The sequence below is a fragment of the Flavobacterium sp. U410 genome (assembly GCF_053570605.1).
On sequence record NZ_JBSEFI010000018.1, the window covers coordinates 61,986 to 84,981 of the forward strand.

The following is a 22,996-nucleotide window of genomic DNA, read 5'->3' on the forward strand; positions in this document are numbered from 1 at the left end:
AATATCAAAATTAAATTAGATTAATTTTAAATAAACAGATTAACTTACTGGTTTTCAAAAAATAAAAACAAATAAATTATACTTTAAACATTGCATAAAAAAGCATAAATTTGCACTCCAATAAACAAAACAGGTTATGCTAGATAGGTTACAATATGTAAAACAACGTTTTGATGAAGTTTCAGACTTAATCATTCAGCCAGATGTGATTGCAGATCAGAAGCGTTATGTACAATTGAATAAGGAATATAAGGATTTAAGAGATTTAGTAGAAAAAAGATCTGAATATTTAATTCTTACCGGAAATATTGAAGAAGCTAAAGAAATTATTGCAGATGGATCTGATGCTGAAATGGTAGAAATGGCTAAAATGCAGTTGGAAGAGGCTCAGGAACGTTTACCGCAATTAGAAGAGGAAATCAAATTTATGTTGATTCCAAAAGATCCGGAAGATGCTAAAAACGTGATGGTTGAAATTCGTGCAGGAACAGGAGGAGATGAAGCATCTATATTTGCAGGAGATCTGTTTAAAATGTATACACGTTATTGCGAAGCTAAAGGCTGGAGAACTTCGGTAGTTGATTTAAATGAAGGAACAGCAGGCGGTTATAAAGAAATTATTTTTGAAGTAACAGGTGAAGATGTATACGGAACATTAAAATATGAGGCAGGTGTACATCGTGTACAACGTGTTCCGCAAACAGAAACACAAGGTCGTGTACATACATCGGCAGCAACTGTTATGGTTTTACCGGAAGCAGAAGAATTTGATGTGCAAATTGATATGAATGATGTGCGTATTGATTTATTTTGTTCGTCTGGTCCCGGAGGACAATCGGTTAATACCACAAAATCGGCTGTTCGTATGACACATATTCCAACAGGTTTAGTTGCACAATGTCAGGATGAAAAATCACAGCATAAAAATAAAGATAAAGCATTGCAAGTGTTGCGTTCACGTTTGTACGAAATGGAATTAGCGAAAAAGCAAGAGGAAGATGCTAAAAAGCGTAATTCGCAAGTTAGTTCTGGTGACCGTTCGGCTAAAATCAGAACGTATAATTATCCGCAAGGACGTGTAACAGATCATAGAATCGGAATGGATATTTTTGATATGGATGGTGTAATGGGCGGAAAAATTCAGAAGTTTATTGATGAGTTACAATTAGTAGCTAACACTGAAAAGCTAAAAGAATCAGAAGTGTATTAATAAAATCTGAGTTTGTTAAACCAACTCTTAGATTAATATAAAAAACTCGGAACAATTAAATTGAAATTTGTTCCGAGTTTTTCTTTTTAAGAATAAAGCAAAATATAGCATAAAAAAGCCGTTTCTGAAAGAAACGGCTTTTTGTTTATTGTTAGAAACAGTTTTATTTTGCAATATTAACCGATCTGGTTTCGCGGATAACCGTAATTTTTACTTGTCCTGGGTAGGTCATTTCTGTTTGAATTTTTTGAGAAATCTCAAAAGATAGAGTAGAAGCCATTTCATCAGAAACTTTTTCACTTTCAACAATTACTCTTAATTCTCTACCTGCTTGAATTGCATAGGCATTTTTAACACCGTTGAATCCGAAGGCAATATCTTCCAAATCTTTCAAACGTTGGATGTATGAATCTAATACTTGACGTCGGGCACCTGGGCGAGCTCCTGAAATAGCATCACAAACCTGAATGATAGGAGAGATTAAATATTTCATTTCAATTTCATCGTGGTGAGCTCCGATAGCGTTACAAACTTCGTCTTTTTCACCATATTTCTCTGCCCACTGCATACCTAAGATAGCATGTGGCATTTCGCTTTCTGTTTCTGGAACTTTACCGATATCGTGTAATAATCCGGCGCGTTTTGCTAATTTAACGTTTAAGCCTAATTCAGCTGCCATGATACCACAAAGGTTAGCTACTTCACGAGAGTGTTGCAATAGGTTTTGTCCGTAAGATGAACGATATTTCATTCGACCAACGATTTTGATTAATTCTGGGTGTAAACCGTGAATACCTAAATCGATAACCGTACGTTTACCTACTTCAATGATTTCTTCTTCAATTTGTTTTTGTGTTTTAGCAACCACTTCTTCGATACGTGCCGGGTGAATACGTCCGTCAGTAACTAATTTGTGTAATGCTAAACGAGCAACTTCTCTTCTTACCGGGTCAAAACAAGAAAGGATGATAGCTTCCGGAGTATCGTCAACAATTATTTCAACACCGGTTGCAGCTTCTAAAGCACGAATATTACGTCCTTCACGACCGATAATTCTACCTTTTACATCGTCAGATTCAATGTTGAAAACCGATACGCAATTTTCTACAGCTTCTTCTGTTCCAACTCTTTGGATGGTATTGATGATGATTTTTTTAGCTTCCTGCTGTGCAGTCATTTTAGCTTCTTCCATTGTATCTTGAATGAAAGACATAGCACTGGTTTTTGCTTCAGCTTTTAAGCTTTCTACTAATTGGTTTTTAGCTTCTTCAGCAGAAAGACCGGAAATGACCTCTAATTGTTCAACTTGACTACGGTGAATTTTTTCGATTTCCTGTTGTTTTTTATCCAAGAATTCAATTCTATTGTTGTAGTCGGTAAGTTTATGGTCTAACTCTTCGTTTAATTTTTTATTTTTAGCCAATTCATTTGAAACTTGAGATTCTTTGTCTCTAGTTCTCTTTTCAGCTTCCGTCATCTTTTTATCACGAGACAAGATTACTTGTTCGTGTTCTGCCTTTAATTCTAAAAACTTTTCTTTTGCCTGAAGAATTTTATCTTTTTTGATTGATTCAGCTTCTGCCTTAGCATCTTTCAAGATAGAGGCAGCTTCTTTTTTTGCATTTTTGATAAGATTTGAAACATTGCTTTTTTCTAAAATTTTAGCAATACCAAATCCTAATGCAATACCTAAAACAATTCCTATTATACTTATTAAATCCATAGTTAGTTAAAAAAATTATATATAAAAAAAGCCTACATTAGGTGTTTGTATAAACTCGTAAAGACAAGTTTTGAGCTAACTCGCAGTTCATGTTTCCCACTTAAGGGCTTACAATAGATACGAAGATTCACTCGTTTTAATTGTTAGTGTTGAGTTTATCAAAATGTGAACTAATGTAGGCAGTACCTTTATTTTATTGTAAGAACGTATATTTATTTTGAGAGTAATTCGCTCAATTTCTTATCCAAGTTTTCTAATCGTTTTAATCCATTTGTGTTGTCCTCTACCGAATCAATTTGTTTTTGTTCTAATTGAGCAGCAAACTGTAAAGCACACATGGCTAAGACATCTTGTTTGTCTCTAACGGCATAGCTTTGTTCAAATTGTTGAATCATTTCGTCTATCTTCTTGGAAGCGCTTCGTAAAGCTTGCTCTTGCGGCTCATCTATTGTAAGCGGATAAACACGATCAGCAATTGACAATTTTATTTTTAGTTTCTCACTCATAATTAATCAGAGAGTTGTGCTATGCAATTATCAATTTCTCGAATAAGAGAATTTATTTTGAGTTTCGTTTCTCGTTTATTGTCGTCACTGCCTAATAAAGAATTCACCATTTTTAAATTATCCAATTGATTCCTCAGTTCAGCAATTTGACTCTGTTTTCCATCGTTTTCCTGTATCATTTTCTGTAACAAAGCCTCTAATTCTGAATTTTTCTTCTCTAATTGAATCAATTTTTGGTTCAATTTAAAGAACTTAACTTCTAGAGAATCAATTAATTCAGTTAATTTAATCATCAATAGTGCAATTCATTTCCCTTTACACAAAATTAGTATTACAATTTAATAATTACAATATTTTTTATATTTTTTTATGAAATAAAAGTTAAGTTTTATAATAATTTGGCTATTAAGGAGTTGTAAATAAGGTTTTAAAAGCTATATAAATTTATTATTTTAGCCTAAAATTCTTGTAGTATGCTGCGATATTTATTCGTTTTAATCTCTGTATGTGCCTTTTCTCAAAGCGAGTATCCTGAAGGATTCATATCTCCATTATCAATTCCGTTAGATTTTTCAGGTTCTTTTGGTGAATTACGCTCTAATCATTTTCATGCAGGTTTGGATTTGAAAACTAATGGAGTAGAAGGTTTAGATGTTTTTGCGGTGGCGGATGGCTATGTTTCTCGAATCAAAATTTCGCCTTACGGTTATGGAAAGGCTATTTATGTAACGCACCCCAATGGATACACGACAGTTTATGGACATTTGAAAAAAGCGAATGGTGCAATTGAAGAGTACATTAAAAAAGAGCAATACAGTCAAAAATCATTTGCAGTGGAAATGTTTCTTAGGCCAACAGATTTGCCGGTAAAGCAAGGAGAAGTCATTGCGTTTACAGGGAATACAGGTGGTAGTGGTGGTCCGCATTTGCATTTTGAATTCCGTGAGACAAAAAGTGAAAAAATAGTAAACCCACTGTTTTTTGGGTTCAATAAACTATCTGCAGATAAATATAAGCCTAGTTTACAAGGAATTTTGGTTTATCCAATGGAAAACGGAGTGGTAGTCAATGCTTCTGAAAAACCATCTCAGGTTTCATTTACCAAACAAGTTAATGGTGATTATAAAGCTGAAAAAGTTGTGGCTAACGGAAAAATTGCTTTTGCAATTAATGCATATGATCACTGTACAAATGCATATAATAAAAACGGATTGTTTAAAGTAAATGCTTATTTGAACGGAGTGTTGTACTATAGTTTTGAATTGGACAAATTTGCTTTTGACGAATCACGTTATATCAATAACTTCATAGATTACGGAGTGTATGAAGATAAAAAGCAACGTTTTCAAAAGTTGTTTTACATTACTCCTTATCCATTGTCTGTTTTAAAAGAAAATAAAAATAACGGAATTGTTAACACTCAACCCAATACAGCTTATACTTTTCGAATAGAAATGTTTGATTTTCACGGAAACCAAAGTACTATTTTTATTCCGATAGAATATGGTACTGAAGCACCAAAAGTAACCAAAACAGCTTCAGATGCGTCTTATGTTTTAAAATCTAAAATTGAAAATAATTACGAAAAAGACGGTATATCGGTGTATGTTCCGGAGAATGCGTTCTATGATGATTTTGATTTGAATATGGAAGTGAATGACGGTGTTTTAACCTTTGGAAGTCCTGAAATTCCAGTGCATAAAAACATCACCATTACGTTTTATAATGTAGAAGGGTTGTCGGAAGATGTAATGGAAAAGACTTTTATAGCAACTTTAGATGGTAATCGATTGGATTACAACGGAACCAAAAGGAAAGGAAATACATTTACGACAAAAGTAAGGCAATTAGGGAAATATAAGCTGGCTCAAGATTCTATTGTGCCGCGAATTTATAATGTTAATTTTATAGAAGGTAGAAATTTAACCAAACAAAAAACGTTAAGTGTTTCTATTGCTGATAATCTTTCGGGAATTGATACTTACAATGCGTATTTGAATGGTGAATGGATTTTAATGGAGTATGATTACAAAACTAAAAAGTTGATTCATGATTTATCGGATAATAAATTTGTTTCAGGGCGAAACGATTTAAAAATTATTGTAACCGATAATATGCAAAATTCAACTACCTTTGAGACTTATTTTTTAATGAATTAAAACTGAAATTACTTGAAAAAAAATCTTTTTCTTTTCGTCTTTAGTTTGTGTGCGACTTTAGCTTTGGCACAAACGGCCCGTATTAAAGGTGTTATTTTAGACGAATTTAATCAGCCTGTAGAAAATGTAACCGTTAGTTTCGGAAAAACCGGAACGGTAACCAATAAAAACGGTTTTTACCTTTTAGATGTTCCTGCAAACCAAAAAGTAGAAGTCAAATTTTCTCATGTTAGTTATAAAAATACGGTTGTTACGGTCGATTTAAAACCAAATGAAGATTATGAATTCAACCCGGTTATGAATGCGAATGTTTCTCAAATAGGAGAAGTGGTAGTAACCGGAAGTAATAAAAAAAGGGTAGAAGGTATAACTACTATCGATCCGGTTGTAATTCGGAGAATTCCTGGGGCTAATCCCGGAATTGAAAATATCATTAAAACTTTACCGGGAGTATATTCAAATAATGAATTGAGTACTTCTTATGCGGTTAGAGGTGGAAATTACGACGAAAACTTAGTATATGTTAACGAAATTGAAGTGTATCGTCCATTTCTTATTCGTTCAGGACAACAAGAAGGATTGAGCTTTACCAATACTGAAATGGTAGACAATGTTGATTTCTCTGCCGGAGGTTTTCAAGCAAAATATGGTGATAAAATGTCTTCTGTTTTAGATATTACCTATCGAAATCCAACACGTTTTAAAGCGGCTTTAGATGCTAGTTTATTAGGCGGGAGTTTAACGGTAGAAGGTGTTTCTAAAAACCAAAAATGGAGTAATATCACAGGAGTTCGTTACCGTGATAATAGTCTTTTAGTGAACAGTAAAGAAACGGAAACTAATTATAGACCATCATTTGCAGATATACAAACATTATTTAATTATAACGCTTCAGCTAAGTGGCAATGGAGTTTCTTGGGTAATGTTTCACAAAATAAATACCATTATCAACCATTAAGCCGTCAAACTAATTTTGGGACAGTTAGTGATCCTATTGCCTTATTAGTGGTTTATGATGGGCAAGAAAAAGATGAGTATACGACGCTTTTTGGTGCAGTAAAATCGGTTTACCAATACAATGAAAAAAACAAACTGAAGTTTATAGCCTCAACCTATCATACACAAGAACAAGAATACTATGATATTCTGGCGCAATACCGTTTAGGAGAGGTAGACTCTAATATTGGTTCAAATACTTTCGGAGATGTAGTGTACAGCCGAGGAGTAGGAGGACAATTAACCCACGCACGTAACGATTTAGATGCTTTAATCTTTAATGGAGAAGTAAAAGGATACCATCAATTGGATGATAAATCCGAAGTTGAATGGGGTATTAAATATACGTATGAAGACATTCGCGATCGCTTAGTAGAATGGGAAGTAATAGATTCTGCAGGTTTTTCATTGCCCGCTCCTAGGTTAGAGTATCAAAATGACCAACCTTATAATCCATATACCGGACCATTGGCTCCTTATTTTAATTCAAGAGGGACTAATTATACCACAATCAATCGTTTTTCAGGGTATGGGCAATGGAATTATAGAGGGAAAATAGGAGAACATCAATATTGGTTAAATGCGGGAGTTCGTGGTCATTATTGGCAAGTAGAAACACAAGATGTTAAAGGGGACGGACAATTTGTGGTTTCTCCAAGAGTTCAATTGGCAATTAAGCCAACTTGGGAAAAAGACATGATGTTTCGTTTGTCGGGAGGTTTGTATTATCAACCGCCTTTTTACAGAGAATTACGTGATTCTTCAGCAACTGTACATCCTAACGTAAAAGCACAACGCTCTTTCCATGTGGTTTTGAGTAATGATTATAGTTTTAAAATGTGGGGAAGACCTTTTAAATTGGTTAGTGAAGCTTACTATAAAAAAATGACGGATGTAAACGTATATACAATTAATAACGTTCGTATTCGTTACAAAGCCGATAATAATGCGGAAGCGTATGCTTATGGTTTTGATGCCCGATTGAATGGTGAATTTGTGCCGGGAACCGAATCTTGGTTTAGTTTTGGGTATTTGAAAACAGAAGAAAATTATAATGATAGAGGCTGGATAGCTCGTCCAACGGATCAACGTTTGAAATTCGGTTTATTGTTTCAGGATTATATGCCTAATATTCCAAATGTGAAATTATATCTGAACTTGGTCTACAATACAGGATTACCGGGAGGTTCACCTTCTTATGCTGATCCGTATGATTACCAATTGCGATTGAAGGATTACCGTCGTGCCGATGCCGGTTTTTCGTATGTGTTTAAAGATAAAAGTTTACAATCCAATTGGAAATGGATGAAGCCATTTAGTGAGTTTTCACTGGGCTTCGAAATCTATAATTTATTTAATAATCAAAATTCAATTACAAATACTTGGGTTCGCGATGTGTATACAAAATCACAATATGGGATACCTAATTATATGACAACCCGCGTATTTAATGTTAAGTTAATTGCTAGGCTATAAAGATAAAGCTGTTGAAAAATTAGTATATTTGGTAAAGAAATTAATAAGTTATGCGAATCCTTCCTGTTTATATTTCGGTTGTTTTAGTAACACTTTTGGTAAGTTGTACAAAAGAAAAAGAAACACCTAAGGTAATTTATGAAGAAGTGAAATCAACTATTCGTGAAGAAAGAAAAATAGATACAACTTCTATTAAAATTGCCGATTTGCCTATTTTGATGGAAGGAACCAAATATTTGATTCACCCGGTAGGAGATGTTAGAGTATATGACGATTATAGTAAAGTATATGGTTCTAGTAAAACCAATCAGGTGAGTTATGCAATTTCTAACTACAACCGTTTTGAGTTGACGGGTTATTTTGAAAACTTAAAGTTTCAGCATATCGATTCTACTTCAATTTATCCTTTAACGGATCAAAAAATGCAAATACAAACGGTGACCTATTTGAATACTATTGCCGATAAATCCAAAAAGCAAATTTTAGTATATACTTTAGTGGATAGTGATACCAATAAAGATGGTAAAATTGATCAAAATGATATTAAATCTTTATATTTAAGTGCTATTGATGGTAGCCGTTTTACCAAAGTTTCAGATGATTATAATGAGTTAATTGATTGGAATGTTATTGAAGGTCAAAATCGTTTATATCTAAGAAGCTTGGAAGATATCAACAAAAACGGAGCCTTTGATAAAAAAGATAAAGTACATTATCACTATGTGAATCTTTTGGTTGACGAATGGAAAGCAGAAGAATACATGCCAATCTAGAATCCTTTTTTAGATGGAAGAATCACTTTCTTTTAAAAACATCAACAAACTTGCTATACCTGCTTTAATATCCGGAGTTTCTGAACCTTTACTTTCGTTAACCGACGTTGCTATAGTTGGGAACTTGAAAGAACATGCTACAGAATCTTTAGCGGCAGTTGGTATTGTAACTACTTTTTTGTCAATGCTTATTTGGGTTTTAGGGCAAACAAGAAGTGCATTATCGTCTATAGTTTCTCAATATTTAGGAGCAAATAAATTAGACGAAATCCAAAATTTACCGGCACAAACAGCTTATATTATTACCGCAATAGGTGTTTTCATTGTGTTCTTGACTTATCCTTTAGCTGAAATTATTTTCAAGTTCTATAATGCATCACATCTTATTTTAGAGTATTGTGTGGATTATTATAGAATTCGGGTGTTTGGCTTTCCCTTTACATTATTCACCATTTCTATTTTTGGAACCTTTAGAGGACTTCAAAATACGTATTATCCCATGATTGTGGCTATTGCAGGAATGGTGGTCAATGTTGTGTTAGATTTTTTATTTGTCTTCGGATGGGATGAATTTATTCCGGCAATGGGCGTTCAAGGAGCTGCTTTAGCGAGTGTTCTTGCTCAAATGATTATGGCTGTTTTAGCGGCTTTTTTGTTGTTGCGAAAAACCGATATTTCTTTACGATTACGCTTGCCTTTGCATAAAGAATTGAAGCATTTTTTTGAGATGGTAGCCAATTTGTTTATCCGAACTTTAGCTTTAAACGTGACCTTGTATTTAGGAACTAGCTTTGCTACAGCTTATGGTGAAACTTTTATCGCAGCTTATACTATTGCTATTAATATTTGGTTTTTAGGTGCTTTTTTAATTGATGGATATTCAAGTGCCGGAAATATTTTAGCCGGAAAGTTTTATGGCGCTAAGCAATATAAATTACTGTTAGATTTAGGGCAAATTCTGATGCGTTATGGTTTTGTTTTTGGCATTTTAATGTTAGTTATAGGATTGATTTTGTATAAACCTATTGGACTTTTATTTACGGATGAACCTAAAGTATTAACTCAGTTTTACAGTATTTTTTGGATTATATTAGTAATGCAACCCTTGTGTAGTTTGGCTTTTATTTATGATGGAATATTTAAAGGGTTAGGGAAAACCAAAGAATTGAGGAATCTTTTAATGGTGGCAACCTTTGTAGTGTATGTTCCTGTTTTGTTTTTGTTAGACCATTTTGGAGTCCAATTGAAAGCTATTTTTATAGCTATGACTTTTTGGATTATAGCCAGAAGTTTTCCACTAATTTATTGGTTTCGAAAAGAATTTGGAGAAAAAACTTAAATCAGAATATCGCTTTCTAAATCTGATATTTCAATAGTAAAACCAAAACCCAATTTTTCAACCAATTCGATAACCAATTTTTTATACCAATTTTCACTTTTCGGGTGAATGTAGATTTTTTCGATCAGTTGGGCAATATTGACATTTATTTTTAAACCGTTGTCAATTTTTAAATTATCTTGGCTTACATCGGAAATAATTCGAATTTCTTTTTCGTACTGAAAACTTTTTCGTTTGAATAAAAAAGGGAAAAACGTATCGTCAAAAGGAATAAAATCTTTTTTGTAATCAATATAATTTACTTCGCCAATAAACTGCTCAAAATGCTTTTCGGGTTGCAAAGCAGCTTTTAAACGTCCTATTGTGGATTGAATAGCTAAACCTTCGTTGTTTTTGGTGAAAATTTGCCACATGGCAAAAGATTCATATTCATTGGCATGCCAACTGCTAATCACGACTTTTTCGCGATGCGATTTGTAGTAATCTAAAAACTTCGGATTGTTCTCGGCAATTTTTTTGATTTCTTCATAAGTAGGTTCAGAAAACGTTCCTTCATACTGATCTTCAAATTTATCAGAGCGCGACATAAAGAGTTTTTCGGATAATAACATGTCTAAAAATTTAGATAAATCTAAGTATTTCCAGACTATGGTATCGTCATTGTCGCTCAGTTTAATATTGGAATTTTCAATATACATACATAAAAAAATCTCCATCAAATGTAAGCATTTCATGGAGATTTTGGTGTTTTTTTAAACTAAGTTTTATTCAAAAGATTGTAGCGAAACTAATTTAGCATAAGTACCGTCTTTAGCCATTAATTCAGCATGAGTACCTTGTTCTACAATTTCACCTCTATTCATGACTACAATAGTATCGGCTTTTTGAATAGTAGACAAACGGTGTGCAATAACTACAGAAGTTCTGTTTTGCATCATGTTTTCTAAAGCGACCTGAACTAATTTTTCACTTTCTGTATCTAAAGCAGAAGTGGCTTCGTCCAAAATCATAATCGGTGGATTTTTCAATACCGCACGAGCAATAGACAAACGCTGTTTTTGTCCACCGGATAATCTTCCACCGGCGTCCCCGATATTAGTCTCTATTCCGTTAGGTAAGTCTTTTACGAATTCATACGCATTGGCAATCTTTAATGCTTCAATGATTTCTTCGTCAGTAGCATCCGGTTTACCTATCAATAAATTTCCTTTGATAGTGTCGTTGAATAAAATGGAATCTTGAGTTACTAATCCCATTAATCCGCGAAGCGAATGAATGTTCCAATCGCGGATGTCTGTATCGTCAATTTTAATGCTTCCTTCATTCACATCATAAAAACGAGTCAATAAATTAGCGATGGTACTTTTTCCGGAACCCGATTGACCAACCAAAGCAACTGTTTTTCCTTTAGGGACTTTAAGAGAAAAGTTTTTCAAAACATTTTCGTTCCCATATCTAAAGTTGATGTTTTCGATGGTAATAGCTTTTTCAAAAGTGTCCTTAACTAATGCATTTTCTTTACTGTCAATGGTGTTTTCTTGTTCTAGAATTTCAAAAACACGTTCAGCAGAAGCGATACCATTCTTAACCTGATAAGAAGCTTTAGAAATAGCTTTTGCAGGGGTTAAGATGTTGTAAGCTAATCCCATGAAAGAAATAAAGACAGTTCCTTCTAACGTTTTTTCAACTAAAACTAGGTTACCACCATACCATAACAAAACAGCAATAGTAACAATTCCTAAAAATTCACTCATAGGAGAAGCTAAGTTGTGTTTTTTTCCCATTTTATTAGCTAAGCGTAATAAACGGTTAATGGAGTCTTTAAATTTCTGTTTAAAAATAGGTTCAGCATTGTAGCTTTTTACGACTTTTAATCCGGTTAAAGTTTCTTCAGCTAAGGAAATCATATATCCGCCTTCGTTTTGAGCTTTTAAAGATTGGGCTTTTAAGTTTTTACCAATTCTAGAGATAATAAGCCCCGATATTGGAATAAAAATAAAAACAAAAATGCTTAATTTCCAGCTAAAAGTAAACATCATCACAATAGAAAAGATGATGGTAAGAGGTTCTTTTACAATTAATTCGAGTAAGGTGAAGAATGAATTTTGAACTTCTCCAATATCACCCAGCATACGCGCCATAACATCTCCTTTTCTTTTTTCAGAATAGAAAGATACCGGTAAGCTAATGATCTTATTGTACATTTCTTCTCTCAAGCTTGTCATAATACCGTTTCGTAAATGCAGCATATGATATGAAGCAAAGTAACCGACCAAGTTTTTTAATAAAAATGTGATAATTACTAACGAAACCACTAAAAGTAAAGCAAATTGCGGTTCGCCATTTTCTGTAAGTGAAGTTACTTTATAATTGAAAAGTTCTTTTACATATTCAAAAACTTCTTTGATATTAACTATATAGTCATACCAACTATCTCTTGTTGCTAAAACAGGCTCTTTTAAAACTCTTTGATTTTTATCAAACATTACGTTTAATAACGGAATAAGCATTACAAAAGATAATGTGCCAAAAAGAGCATATAAGATGTTATAGATAATATTCCAAACCACATGTCTTTTTAAAGGCTTGACATGTGGCATTAATTTTTTAATGATTTTTTTCATTAGTTCAATTTCATTTCGGTAATAATTTGCGCAATTTTAGCGTCTAATTTTTTCTCTACAGATTGATATTCATCGGCAGAAGGCAACACCTGATGTACGCTAAAATAGAACTTTATTTTAGGTTCAGTTCCGCTAGGACGAGCACAAATTTTACTTCCGTCTTCTAAATAGTAAATTAAAACGTTTGATTTAGGGATATGAATATCAAATTCAATATCATTCATAAAGTCTTTGCCTTTAGAACTTTGGTAATCTTCAATACAAACTACACGTTCTCCGGCAATTGCTGTCAAAGGATGTTCGCGTAAATCGATCATCATTTGTTTGATCTCGTTAGCCCCTTCAATTCCTTTTTTGGTAATCGAAATTAAATGTTCTTTATAAAATCCAAAATCTACAGAAAGATTGATTAATTCCTGGAACAGGCTGCTTCCTGAAGCTTTAGCTTGAGCAGCAATTTCACAAACCAATAAAATAGCCGCTACGGCATCTTTATCACGAACATTGTCGCCTACCATGTAACCAAAACTCTCTTCACCCCCGCCAATAAACTTTTGGTTCGGGAAATCTTTAATGAATTTCGCAATCCATTTGAAACCTGTTAATCCTACTTTACATTCTACACCATAGGCTTCTGCTAATTCAAGCATTAATGGAGTAGAAACAATAGTAGAACCAATAAATTCGTTTCCTTTAAATTTTCCGGCGCGTTTCCATTGTTCTAAAAGGAAAGCGGTCATGATAACCATCGTTTGGTTGCCATTTAACAATTTCATTTTTCCGTCTAAATCGCGAACAGCAACTCCCAATCGGTCAGAATCAGGATCGGTTCCTACTACAATATCAGCGTTGATTTTGTCGGCTAAAGCTAATGCCATCGTTAACGCTTCCGGCTCTTCCGGATTTGGTGATTTAACTGTTGGGAAATTTCCGTTTGGAACGCGTTGTTCTTCTACAATGTTTACATCTTTGTATCCCGCTAAGTCCAAAACATTTGGAATTGCTTTTACAGAAGTTCCGTGTAAAGGCGTGTAAACAATTTTTAAATTGTCTTTCGCTTCTTGTGGCGTGTCAAAACTTGCATTTTCAACGGTTGATTTCCAAAAAGCCTGATCAATTTCTGTATCAATATATTCGATTAAGCTCTCATTCGCTTCAAAAAGAATCTCGTTGTATTGTAAACTTTCAATCACTTGAATAATTTCGCCATCTTGTGGTGGAACCAATTGTCCGCCATCTTGCCAATACACTTTATAACCGTTGTATTCCGGCGGATTGTGAGAAGCTGTCAAAACAATTCCGGCATGACAGTTCAAATAACGAACAGCAAACGATAATTCTGGCGTTGGGCGCAATTCGGAAAATAAGTACACCTTAATTCCATTTGCGGAAAAAACATCAGCTACAACTTTAGCTAAAGTGTTGCTGTTGTTTCTACAATCGTAAGCAATAGCGACTTTAATTTCTTCTCCGGCAAAAACTTTTTTCAGATAATTAGAAAGCCCTTGTGTGTTTTTACCTAGGGTATATTGGTTAATTCGGTTGGTGCCTACGCCCATAATTCCACGCATTCCGCCTGTTCCGAATTCTAAATTTTTATAAAAACTATCTTCTAATTCTTTCGGACTAGAGGTTATCATTTCTTTAATGGTTTCTTGTGTTTTTTCGTCAAAAACAGGAGTAAGCCATTCGTTTACTTTATCTAAAATATGTTGATCGATATGCATATTTAAATCAAATTTTGGAATGCAAATTTACAAAGAATATATGACTAATAGAGGGCTTATATTTCTTGCTCTATTTTATAGCGTTCTTCGTTGCTTTTTGTTTTTAAAATAATTTCGCCTAAAAAACCGGCTAAGAAAAATTGAGTACCAATAATCATGGTGGTCAAAGCAATGTAAAACCACGGATTGTCAGTAACTAAAATGGTGGGTTCTTGATGGTATAATTTCCAAAGTTTTAAAAATCCAATGAATCCGGCTGAAATAAAACCGATGATAAACATCAACACACCTAGTGCGCCAAACAAGTGCATCGGGCTTTTTCCGAATTTTGATAGAAACCAAATCGTAATCAGATCTAAAAATCCGTTGATAAAACGTTCCATTCCAAATTTAGATTCTCCGTATTTGCGGGCTTGATGCTGTACTACTTTTTCGCCAATTTTAGCAAAACCTGCATTTTTTGCCAATACCGGAATATAGCGGTGCATTTCTCCCGAAACTTCTACGTTTTTCACTACTTTACTGTTGTAGGCTTTTAAACCGCAGTTGAAGTCGTGTAAAACTACACCGGATGTTTTTCGGGCTGCCCAATTGAATAATTTTGACGGCAAGTTTTTACCAATGACAGAATCGTAACGTTTCTTTTTCCAACCCGAAACTAAATCGTAACCTTCTTTGGTAATCATGTGGTATAATTCCGGAATTTCATCGGGGCTATCTTGTAGATCGGCATCCATAGTAATAACCACTTCACCATTAGTTCGCGCAAAACCGGCGTGTAAAGCTTGACTTTTTCCGTAATTACGGAAAAAACGAATTCCTTTTACACTCGGATTTTCTTTCGATAGTGATTGGATAATATTCCAAGAATCATCAGTACTGCCATCATCAATAAACCAAATTTCATACGAAAAGTGATGCGTATCCATCACTTTCTTAATCCATTGGTGTAACTCAGGCAACGATTCTTGTTCGTTTAATAAAGGGATTACTATAGATAGGTTCATACAATTAGAAAGCAGGTTTGTCCTTTTTTACAATAGCACCAACAATTAAAGAGTGGATTAAACCAATTACGCTATACATCACAATTGAAAATGGAATAGCAACGTAAGGTTCCATGAATGTTTTAACAAACTTCATAGACATTTTTAATTGCTCGGCTGTAATATTTGGATTTTGTTTTACAGTTATCGCTTCAATTTGGCTAATCATATCTGTTTTGAATTCTGGAAAAATAAAATCAAAAATAAAATAGAATACACCATAAATAACAGCTGCTAAAGCACAGATAGATAAGCCTACTTTTAAAGTTTGTCCGAAAGAAATATAACCGCCGTTTACTTTGTTTTTAAAGTGGTTAGCTGCTAAATAGATAAAAGTAAAAGGTAAAACAAGGTAATTAAGAACATTAATAATAACGCCAATTGTAGGGTTTGTTTGTGCATTCATATTAAGAGCATACATAAGAACCAATTCAAGAATCATGATGATTCCAAATACGATTGCGTAATTTGTTCCCGATTTGCTAGGTGATGTAGTTTGTTCCATATTAAAATAAATTACAAATATAAACAGAATAAGTTATCTATATTAGTTGAAGAAAAATAAAAAAAGTTACAGTAAAGCTTGTAAATTAAAAATTTAGTGTAAATTTGCACTCTCAAATAAAAAAGATTAACAATAAAAGGTTATTGTGTTGCTTACACCTTTTGAAGAGAAAGCCGCGGAGTAACAGGTAATCGCAAATAAAAGATTTACATTATGAAAAAAGGTATTCACCCGGAAAATTACAGATTAGTGGCATTCAAAGATATGTCAAATGAAGATGTGTTTATTACAAAATCTACAGTAGAAACTAAAGAAACTATCGAAGTTGATGGTGTTGAGTATCCTGTATTTAAAATGGAGATTTCTAGAACGTCTCACCCATTTTATACTGGTAAATCTAAACTTATCGATACAGCTGGTCGTATTGATAAATTCAAAACTAAATATGCTAAATTCGATAAAAAATAATCGAAATTTATCACAATATAAAAAACCACGCTCTTTGCGTGGTTTTTTTTATGCGCTAAAGTTGCGAAAGCAAAACGCAATGTTTAGCCGCGATGGAAACGGCATCTTATTTTTTGTAATACGGAGCTTGCCGAAGTGTGACAAAAAATAAATAGAGTGGACAGCGCGACAACCGGTAATTTGAAATCTTGTAGTGTGCTTCTTATTTCTAGCATTTTTATAGAAAAACTTTGTAACTTAGCGACACTTAAATTTATTGACTTCAAAATCATGAACTATATACTTTTTGACGGAACGGTTCGCAATGCTTTACTTCCGTTTACTTTTACTCGTCCGGTAGCCGATATTCGTGTCGGGATTTTAACAATCCGCGAAAAATGGGAAAAATACTTGGGTTATACTACTACCACTTTAACGGAAGAATATTTGATGGATAAATTTCCGATGGTGGAAATGGAGGAAAATATTATGATTAATGCTTCGTTTTTTCCGAATGAAGTTTTAGTAGAAATGATTTTGAATTTGGAGAAAAATCAGGCGATTATTTCGGGTGAAGAAATTATTGCTTTTTATACGAATGACACACAAGAAGATATTGATTTTGATGAATATGACTTGATTGACTATGATGAAGATTTCATTAGAATTGAAAACACTTGGGACATTTTTGCAAAAAATGACATAGCCATTCGTGAAGATTTTGAATTGCTTACTGAAGGGCGATTTTCGCAACCTATTCCTAAAAGTGTCAATGTAATTGCTCCTGAAAATATTTTTATTGAAGAAGGTGCCAAATTAGAGTTTGTGACGTTAAACGCTTCTTCGGGACCTATTTATATTGGGAAAAATACCGAAATTATGGAAGGTTCATTAATTCGCGGGCCTTTTGCTTTGTGCGAAGAGGCGCAAGTGAAATTAGGCGCTAAAATTTATGGTGCTACTACTGTTGGTCCACATTGCCGTGTGGGTGGAGAAGTGAGTAATTCGGTTTTATTTGCGTATTCAAACAAAGGTCACGACGGATTTTTAGGGAATTCAGTTTTGGGCGAATGGTGTAATATTGGTGCCGATTCTAACAATTCCAACTTAAAAAACAACTACGAAGAAGTTCGTTTGTGGAGCTATGAAACGGAAGGTTTTGCTAAAACCGGATTGCAGTTTTGTGGTTTAATGATGGGCGATCATAGTAAATGTGGTATTAACACTATGTTTAATACAGGAACAGTGGTTGGAGTTTTGGCTAATATTTTCGGAAGCGGATTTCCTCGCAATTTTGTACCTAGTTTTTCTTGGGGTGGCGCTTCGGGTTTTACAACTTACATTACTAAAAAAGCTTTTGAAACGGCTAAGATTGTAATGAGTCGTCGTCATGTGGAGTTCACCGAACAAGATGCAGCCATTTTAGAACACGTTTTTGAAGAAACTAAGAAGTATAGAAAAGAATAATGTTTGGAATCATTTTAATTTATTGGGTAGGAAAATATTTTTACCAATTGGCTGAAAAATACAACCAAAACAAATGGTTGTTTGCTTTTTTAGGTGTTGTTGTGTATTATGTAGGTCAAGCTATTATAGGGTTAACTTTAGGTTTAATGAGCTTGTTTTTTGGCTTTGAAATCGATTGGGATAATTCTGTACTCATGGCACTTCTAGGAATACCGGCTGGTGCAGGTTCGGTCTATTTGGTCTACATTCTCTTAGAGAAAAAATGGAAAAAAGAAGAAGTAAAAATAGATTCTATTCAAGATATAGGTCAATCAGAAATAGATTAAGCAAATACAACGATTAACAAAAGACATAAAGTTATAACTAAAGAAAGAAGAGCAAGGAGGATTTGTCTTTTCTTTCTTTTTTTATTTTCAGCTTGAAACCGAATGCGAATTTCTTCTAACAATTCCGGTGTAGCTTTTATGGGATCGTGTCCTTCAGAATCAATTGAGCCAATATAATCTTTTCTAGAAAGTCTATTTTTTTCTCCCAATAAAGCTTTGTTGTTTTGTAGTGCAACTTTTGGAGAACCATAATAACCTGCCATAATCTTTTTTGGTAATTATACGCAAGAAAATTTTTAAAAGTTACAGCGTTATTGTAGAAATACATCAGATTTTAAAAATATGCAAATCTCTAATGGTCTAAATATCTAATTTAATCTTATCTTTGTACTCCTCAATTTTTTGACAACGATTTCATTAATTGAGTGTTACGTATGGAAAATAAAAATAAAGTAGCATTCTACACTTTAGGATGCAAATTGAATTTCTCAGAAACATCAACTATCGCCAGAAATTTTCAAGACGAAGGATTTCAACGTGTTGATTTTGAAGAAGTAGCCGATATTTACGTTATCAATACTTGTTCGGTTACTGACAATGCTGATAAACAATTCAAACAAATCGTTCGCAAAGCACTTAAGAAAAATGATAAAGCGTTTGTAGCTGCTGTGGGTTGTTATGCCCAATTAAAACCGGAAGAATTAGCTGCAGTTGACGGAGTGGATTTGGTTTTAGGAGCTACCGAAAAATTTAAAATTACCGATTACATCAATGACTTGTCTAAAAATGATATGGGCGAGGTGCATTCTTGCGAAATTGAAGAGGCTGATTTTTACGTCGGAAGTTATTCTATTGGCGACAGAACGCGTGCTTTCTTAAAAGTACAGGACGGTTGTGATTATAAATGTACGTATTGCACGATTCCGCTGGCTCGAGGAATTTCTCGTAGCGATACTATGGAAAATGTATTGAAGAATGCTGCTGAAATTTCGGCTCAGGGAATTCGAGAAATCGTGTTGACCGGAGTGAATATTGGTGATTATGGTAAAGGTGAATTTGGTAACAAAAAACACGAACATACGTTTTTAGAATTGGTTCAAAATTTGGACGAAGTCGAAGGAATTGAGCGTTTGCGTATTTCGTCTATCGAGCCTAATTTGTTGAAAAACGAAACCATAGAATTTGTTTCAAAAAGCAGAACATTTGTCCCGCATTTTCATATTCCGTTGCAAAGCGGAAGCAATGATATTCTGAAGAAAATGAAACGTCGTTATATGCGTGAGTTGTATTCGGAACGAGTGGCTAAAATTCGTGAAGTAATGCCGCATGCGTGTATCGGAGTCGATGTGATTGTTGGTTTTCCGGGTGAAACCGACGAACATTTTTTGGAAACGTATCATTTTTTAAATGATTTGGATATTTCGTATTTACACGTGTTTACCTATTCGGAAAGAGATAATACCGAAGCTGTTGCAATGGATGGAGTAGTGCCAATGAATGTGCGTTCGAAACGAAGTAAAATGTTACGCGGACTTTCCGTTAAAAAACGAAGAGCTTTTTATGAAAGTCAAATCGGAACAACAAGAACCGTTTTGTTTGAAGGCGAAAATAAAGAAGGGTACATTCACGGGTTTACGGAAAATTACGTAAAAGTAAAAACACCTTGGAATCCGGAACTGGTTAATACCTTGCATCCGGTTCATTTGTCAAAAATAGATGAAGAAGGAAGTGTCCGAATCGAATTTGTGAAAGAAACAGTATAGATAGTATCCCAATCGATAGATTGGGATTTTTTATTTAGCTTTACTTGAAATTACAAAGGATGGCAATTTTTAAAAGAATAAATAGCAAAGCAAAAATAGAGAAGGATACGGGTTTTGGTTCCAATGCTTCAAATTACGGAGGACGTTTTATTACCAAAGAAGGTAATGCTAATGTGAAGAAAAAAGGAATAAGTTTCTTAGAGAGCATTAGTTGGTATCATGCTATGCTCAATATTTCAAGTATGAAGTTTTGGGCTATCGTGTTTTTGTTTTATTTGGTAGTGAATTTATTTTTTGCGACGCTTTATTATAACATTGGAGTAGAATATTTGAATGGTATTATTGCAGATAATGAATTGGAGAAATTTGGTCAAGCCTTCTTTTTTAGTGTACAAACGTGTACAACTGTTGGTTACGGACATATTAACCCAACAGGTTTTCTAACCAGTTTTGTGTCTTCCATTGAAGCTTTAATTGGGTTACTAACTTTTGCCATTGCTACCGGTTTGTTTTTTGGACGATTTAGTAAAGCTAAAGCTTATATTAAATTTTCTAAGAATGCTATAATCGCACCTTATGAAGGAGGGAAAGCACTTATGTTTCGCTTGGCACCTTATAAGAATACCAATCTTATAGATGCTGAAATACGCTTAACACTTGGAATTAACGTCGATGAGAATGGTACAAAAGTGAATAAGTTTTACATTTTAGACCTCGAAATGGATAAAATTAATGCGTTGCCTCTCAATTGGACAATTGTTCATCCTATTACAGAAAATAGTCCGCTCTACAATTTCTCGGAAGAGGAATTTAAAAATATACACGGTGAATTCATTGTTTTCTTTAAAGCTTTTGATGATATGTATAGTACAACGGTTGTCAAAAGAACATCTTATTTGTTTGATGAAGTAGAATATGGAGCTAAATTTCTACCCATGTTTAAAAGAGACATTTCTAATAAAATGACGGTTTTAAATCTGGATTTAATAGATAAATTTGAAAGAATTGTATTCTAATGAAAAAACCACGCTTTTAGCGTGGTTTTCTATTTTATAAATAATTCTAAGATTATTTTTTTCTTGAAATAGCTTTTTCAGCAGCTTTAAAAATAGCATCAGCATTTAAGCCGTATTTTTCCATTAATTGCGCTGGAGTTCCACTTTCTCCGAAACTGTCATTTACACCCACAAATTCTTGCGGAACCGGATTGTTTGTGATTAATGTTCTGGAAACACTTTCTCCTAAACCACCGATAACATTGTGTTCTTCAGCAGTAACCACACAACCTGTTCTAGCAACTGATTTCAAAATTGCTTCTTCATCTAAAGGTTTAATCGTGTGAATATTAATTACTTCTGCAGAAATTCCTTTTTCTTCTAATTTTTCGGCAGCAACTAAAGCTTCCCAGACTAAGTGACCTGTTGCTAAAATAGTAACATCAGTACCTTCGTTTAGCATTACTGCTTTACCAATTACAAATTCACCGTTTTCCGGAGTGAAGTTTGGAACGCTTGGACGACCAAAACGCAAGTAAACTGGTCCGTGGTGGTCAGCAATAGCGATAGTAGCTGCTTTGGTTTGGTTATAGTCGCATGGGTTAATCACTATCATTCCCGGTAACATTTTCATCAAACCAATGTCTTCTAAGATTTGGTGAGTAGCACCATCTTCACCTAATGTTAATCCGGCATGCGAAGCACAGATTTTTACATTTTTATCAGAATAAGCTACCGATTGACGAATTTGATCGTAAACACGTCCGGTTGAAAAGTTAGCAAAAGTTCCCGTAAAAGGAATTTTACCTCCGATAGTCATACCAGCAGCAATACCGATCATATTAGCTTCGGCAATACCTATTTGAAAGAAACGTTCCGGGTGATTTTTTTTGAAATCATCCATTTTAAGCGAACCGATTAAATCAGCACAAAGTGCTACTACATTTTCGTTCTTTTGGCCTAGTTCTGTTAAACCGGCACCAAAACCTGAACGAGTATCTTTACTTCCTGTATTTTCGTATTTTTTCATTTCGAGTTGTGTGTTGAATTAATAATCTCCTAAAGTTTCAGGATTTTGAGATAATGCGTTAGCTAATTGCTCATCACTTGGAGCTTTACCGTGCCAAGCATGTGTGTGCATCATGAAATCAACACCATTACCCATTTCTGTGTATAATAACACACAAACCGGTTTTCCTTTTCCGGTTCTTGATTTTGCTTCAGTCATTCCGGTAATAATAGCTTCAATATTATTTCCTTCTTTTACTTCTAAAACATCCCAACCAAAAGCTTCAAATTTAGCTTTAAGATTACCTAATGAAAGAACATCTTCTGTAGAACCATCGATTTGTTGTCCGTTGTAATCAACCGTTGCAATATAGTTGTCTACTTTTTTGGCAGAAGCATACATCGCAGCTTCCCAAATTTGTCCTTCTTGTAATTCTCCGTCTCCATGTAAACTATAAACCAAATGATTGTCGCCATTTAATTTTTTAGTCAAAGCAGCACCAATAGCCACACTCATTCCTTGTCCTAAAGATCCGGAAGCCATTCTGATTCCCGGTAAACCTTCGTGAGTGGTAGGGTGACCTTGAAGACGAGAGTTTATTTTTCTGAAAGTAGCTAATTCTGAAACTGAGAAATAACCGCTTCTCGCTAGAACACTGTAGAAAACAGGAGAAATATGTCCGTTTGATAAAAAGAATAAATCTTCTCCGATCCCGTCCATATCAAAACCTTCTTTACGATCCATCATATATTGATATAATACGACTAAGAATTCGGTACAGCCAAGTGATCCTCCAGGATGTCCTGAATTCACGGCGTGAACCATTCGTAAAATATCACGTCTTACCTGAATGGTTAAATCTTGTAATTGTTGTGTGTTAGGTTTCATTTATTTTGATTAAAATT

At 34.1% G+C, this 22,996-nt stretch carries 21 protein-coding genes; 10 read left to right on the forward strand and 11 right to left on the reverse strand.

What is annotated here, in order from left to right; translation table 11 throughout:
- Positions 1–136: 136 nt before the first annotated feature.
- Positions 137–1,210: a peptide chain release factor 1 gene (gene prfA, locus ACUSJC_RS12420; RefSeq protein ID WP_449269887.1), complete on the forward strand. Its 1,074-nt coding sequence runs from the start codon at positions 137–139 to the stop codon at positions 1,208–1,210.
- 163 nt (positions 1,211–1,373) lie between these two features.
- Here prfA and rny read toward each other — a convergent pair whose 3' ends face one another.
- From rny to ACUSJC_RS12435, 3 genes are all read right to left on the reverse strand, one after another.
- The gene (gene rny / locus ACUSJC_RS12425) at positions 1,374–2,933 is read right to left on the reverse strand and encodes a ribonuclease Y (protein WP_449269888.1); all 1,560 of its coding nucleotides are present in this window, start codon (positions 2,931–2,933) and stop codon (positions 1,374–1,376) included.
- 212 nt (positions 2,934–3,145) lie between these two features.
- Positions 3,146–3,439: a cell division protein ZapA gene (locus tag ACUSJC_RS12430; protein WP_449269889.1), complete on the reverse strand. Its 294-nt coding sequence runs from the start codon at positions 3,437–3,439 to the stop codon at positions 3,146–3,148.
- Between the two features lie 2 nt (positions 3,440–3,441).
- Positions 3,442–3,732, reverse strand: a complete 291-nt coding sequence (locus tag ACUSJC_RS12435) for a hypothetical protein (RefSeq protein WP_449269890.1) — start codon at positions 3,730–3,732, stop codon at positions 3,442–3,444.
- 180 nt (positions 3,733–3,912) lie between these two features.
- Between ACUSJC_RS12435 and ACUSJC_RS12440 the strand changes: the two genes are divergently transcribed.
- The 4 genes from ACUSJC_RS12440 to ACUSJC_RS12455 are packed head-to-tail and all read left to right on the forward strand — an operon-like array spanning position 3,913 to position 10,182.
- Positions 3,913–5,598, forward strand: a complete 1,686-nt coding sequence (locus ACUSJC_RS12440; protein WP_449269891.1) for a peptidoglycan DD-metalloendopeptidase family protein — start codon at positions 3,913–3,915, stop codon at positions 5,596–5,598.
- A 12-nt stretch (positions 5,599–5,610) separates the two neighbouring features.
- Positions 5,611–8,070: a TonB-dependent receptor gene (locus ACUSJC_RS12445; protein ID WP_449269892.1), complete on the forward strand. Its 2,460-nt coding sequence runs from the start codon at positions 5,611–5,613 to the stop codon at positions 8,068–8,070.
- A gap of 50 nt (positions 8,071–8,120) precedes the next feature.
- Positions 8,121–8,843 carry a hypothetical protein gene (locus ACUSJC_RS12450; protein ID WP_449269893.1) on the forward strand — a complete coding sequence of 241 codons (723 nt, stop codon included), beginning with the start codon at positions 8,121–8,123 and terminating at the stop codon, positions 8,841–8,843.
- A 13-nt stretch (positions 8,844–8,856) separates the two neighbouring features.
- Positions 8,857–10,182, forward strand: coding sequence for an MATE family efflux transporter (locus tag ACUSJC_RS12455; protein ID WP_449269894.1), 1,326 nt, complete (start codon positions 8,857–8,859; stop codon positions 10,180–10,182).
- Here the strand turns inward: ACUSJC_RS12455 and ACUSJC_RS12460 are convergent.
- The 5 genes from ACUSJC_RS12460 to ACUSJC_RS12480 form a co-directional block, all read right to left on the reverse strand.
- On the reverse strand, positions 10,179–10,880 hold the full coding sequence (locus ACUSJC_RS12460; RefSeq protein ID WP_449269914.1) for a hypothetical protein: 702 nt from the start codon (positions 10,878–10,880) through the stop codon (positions 10,179–10,181). The two genes, ACUSJC_RS12455 and ACUSJC_RS12460, sit on opposite strands and share 4 nt — an antisense overlap.
- A 66-nt stretch (positions 10,881–10,946) precedes the next feature.
- A complete protein-coding gene (locus tag ACUSJC_RS12465) occupies positions 10,947–12,806 on the reverse strand; it encodes an ABC transporter ATP-binding protein (RefSeq protein WP_449269895.1) in 1,860 nt (619 codons plus the stop codon).
- Positions 12,806–14,533 (reverse strand): phospho-sugar mutase, encoded by a 1,728-nt coding sequence (locus ACUSJC_RS12470; RefSeq protein ID WP_449269896.1) that lies wholly within the window; start codon positions 14,531–14,533, stop codon positions 12,806–12,808. Before ACUSJC_RS12470 ends, ACUSJC_RS12465 begins: the two co-directional genes overlap by 1 nt.
- A 56-nt stretch (positions 14,534–14,589) precedes the next feature.
- The gene (locus ACUSJC_RS12475; protein ID WP_449269897.1) at positions 14,590–15,540 is read right to left on the reverse strand and encodes a glycosyltransferase family 2 protein; all 951 of its coding nucleotides are present in this window, start codon (positions 15,538–15,540) and stop codon (positions 14,590–14,592) included.
- A 4-nt stretch (positions 15,541–15,544) separates the two neighbouring features.
- Positions 15,545–16,084 carry a DUF4199 domain-containing protein gene (locus ACUSJC_RS12480; RefSeq protein ID WP_449269898.1) on the reverse strand — a complete coding sequence of 180 codons (540 nt, stop codon included), beginning with the start codon at positions 16,082–16,084 and terminating at the stop codon, positions 15,545–15,547.
- 213 nt (positions 16,085–16,297) lie between these two features.
- Here ACUSJC_RS12480 and ACUSJC_RS12485 point away from each other — a divergent pair, with 213 nt between their 5' ends.
- From ACUSJC_RS12485 to ACUSJC_RS12495, 3 genes are all read left to right on the forward strand, one after another.
- Entirely contained in the window at positions 16,298–16,552 is a 255-nt protein-coding gene (locus ACUSJC_RS12485) for a type B 50S ribosomal protein L31 (protein WP_449269899.1), read from the forward strand.
- A 270-nt stretch (positions 16,553–16,822) separates the two neighbouring features.
- On the forward strand, positions 16,823–17,998 hold the full coding sequence (locus tag ACUSJC_RS12490; RefSeq protein WP_449269900.1) for a GlmU family protein: 1,176 nt from the start codon (positions 16,823–16,825) through the stop codon (positions 17,996–17,998).
- Positions 17,998–18,324, forward strand: a complete 327-nt coding sequence (locus ACUSJC_RS12495; RefSeq protein ID WP_449269901.1) for a hypothetical protein — start codon at positions 17,998–18,000, stop codon at positions 18,322–18,324. Before ACUSJC_RS12490 ends, ACUSJC_RS12495 begins: the two co-directional genes overlap by 1 nt.
- Here ACUSJC_RS12495 and ACUSJC_RS12500 read toward each other — a convergent pair.
- Positions 18,321–18,587, reverse strand: coding sequence for a hypothetical protein (locus tag ACUSJC_RS12500; RefSeq protein WP_449269902.1), 267 nt, complete (start codon positions 18,585–18,587; stop codon positions 18,321–18,323). The two genes, ACUSJC_RS12495 and ACUSJC_RS12500, sit on opposite strands and share 4 nt — an antisense overlap.
- A 171-nt stretch (positions 18,588–18,758) precedes the next feature.
- Here ACUSJC_RS12500 and mtaB point away from each other — a divergent pair, with 171 nt between their 5' ends.
- Positions 18,759–20,087 (forward strand): tRNA (N(6)-L-threonylcarbamoyladenosine(37)-C(2))-methylthiotransferase MtaB, encoded by a 1,329-nt coding sequence (gene mtaB, locus ACUSJC_RS12505; protein WP_449269903.1) that lies wholly within the window; start codon positions 18,759–18,761, stop codon positions 20,085–20,087.
- 59 nt (positions 20,088–20,146) lie between these two features.
- A complete protein-coding gene (locus ACUSJC_RS12510) occupies positions 20,147–21,103 on the forward strand; it encodes an ion channel (protein ID WP_449269904.1) in 957 nt (318 codons plus the stop codon).
- A 52-nt stretch (positions 21,104–21,155) separates the two neighbouring features.
- Here ACUSJC_RS12510 and ACUSJC_RS12515 read toward each other — a convergent pair whose 3' ends face one another.
- Positions 21,156–22,112 carry a transketolase family protein gene (locus tag ACUSJC_RS12515; RefSeq protein WP_449269905.1) on the reverse strand — a complete coding sequence of 319 codons (957 nt, stop codon included), beginning with the start codon at positions 22,110–22,112 and terminating at the stop codon, positions 21,156–21,158.
- Positions 22,113–22,130: 18 nt separating this feature from the next.
- Positions 22,131–22,979 carry a transketolase gene (locus tag ACUSJC_RS12520; protein ID WP_449269906.1) on the reverse strand — a complete coding sequence of 283 codons (849 nt, stop codon included), beginning with the start codon at positions 22,977–22,979 and terminating at the stop codon, positions 22,131–22,133.
- Between the last annotated feature and the right edge of the window lie 17 nt (positions 22,980–22,996).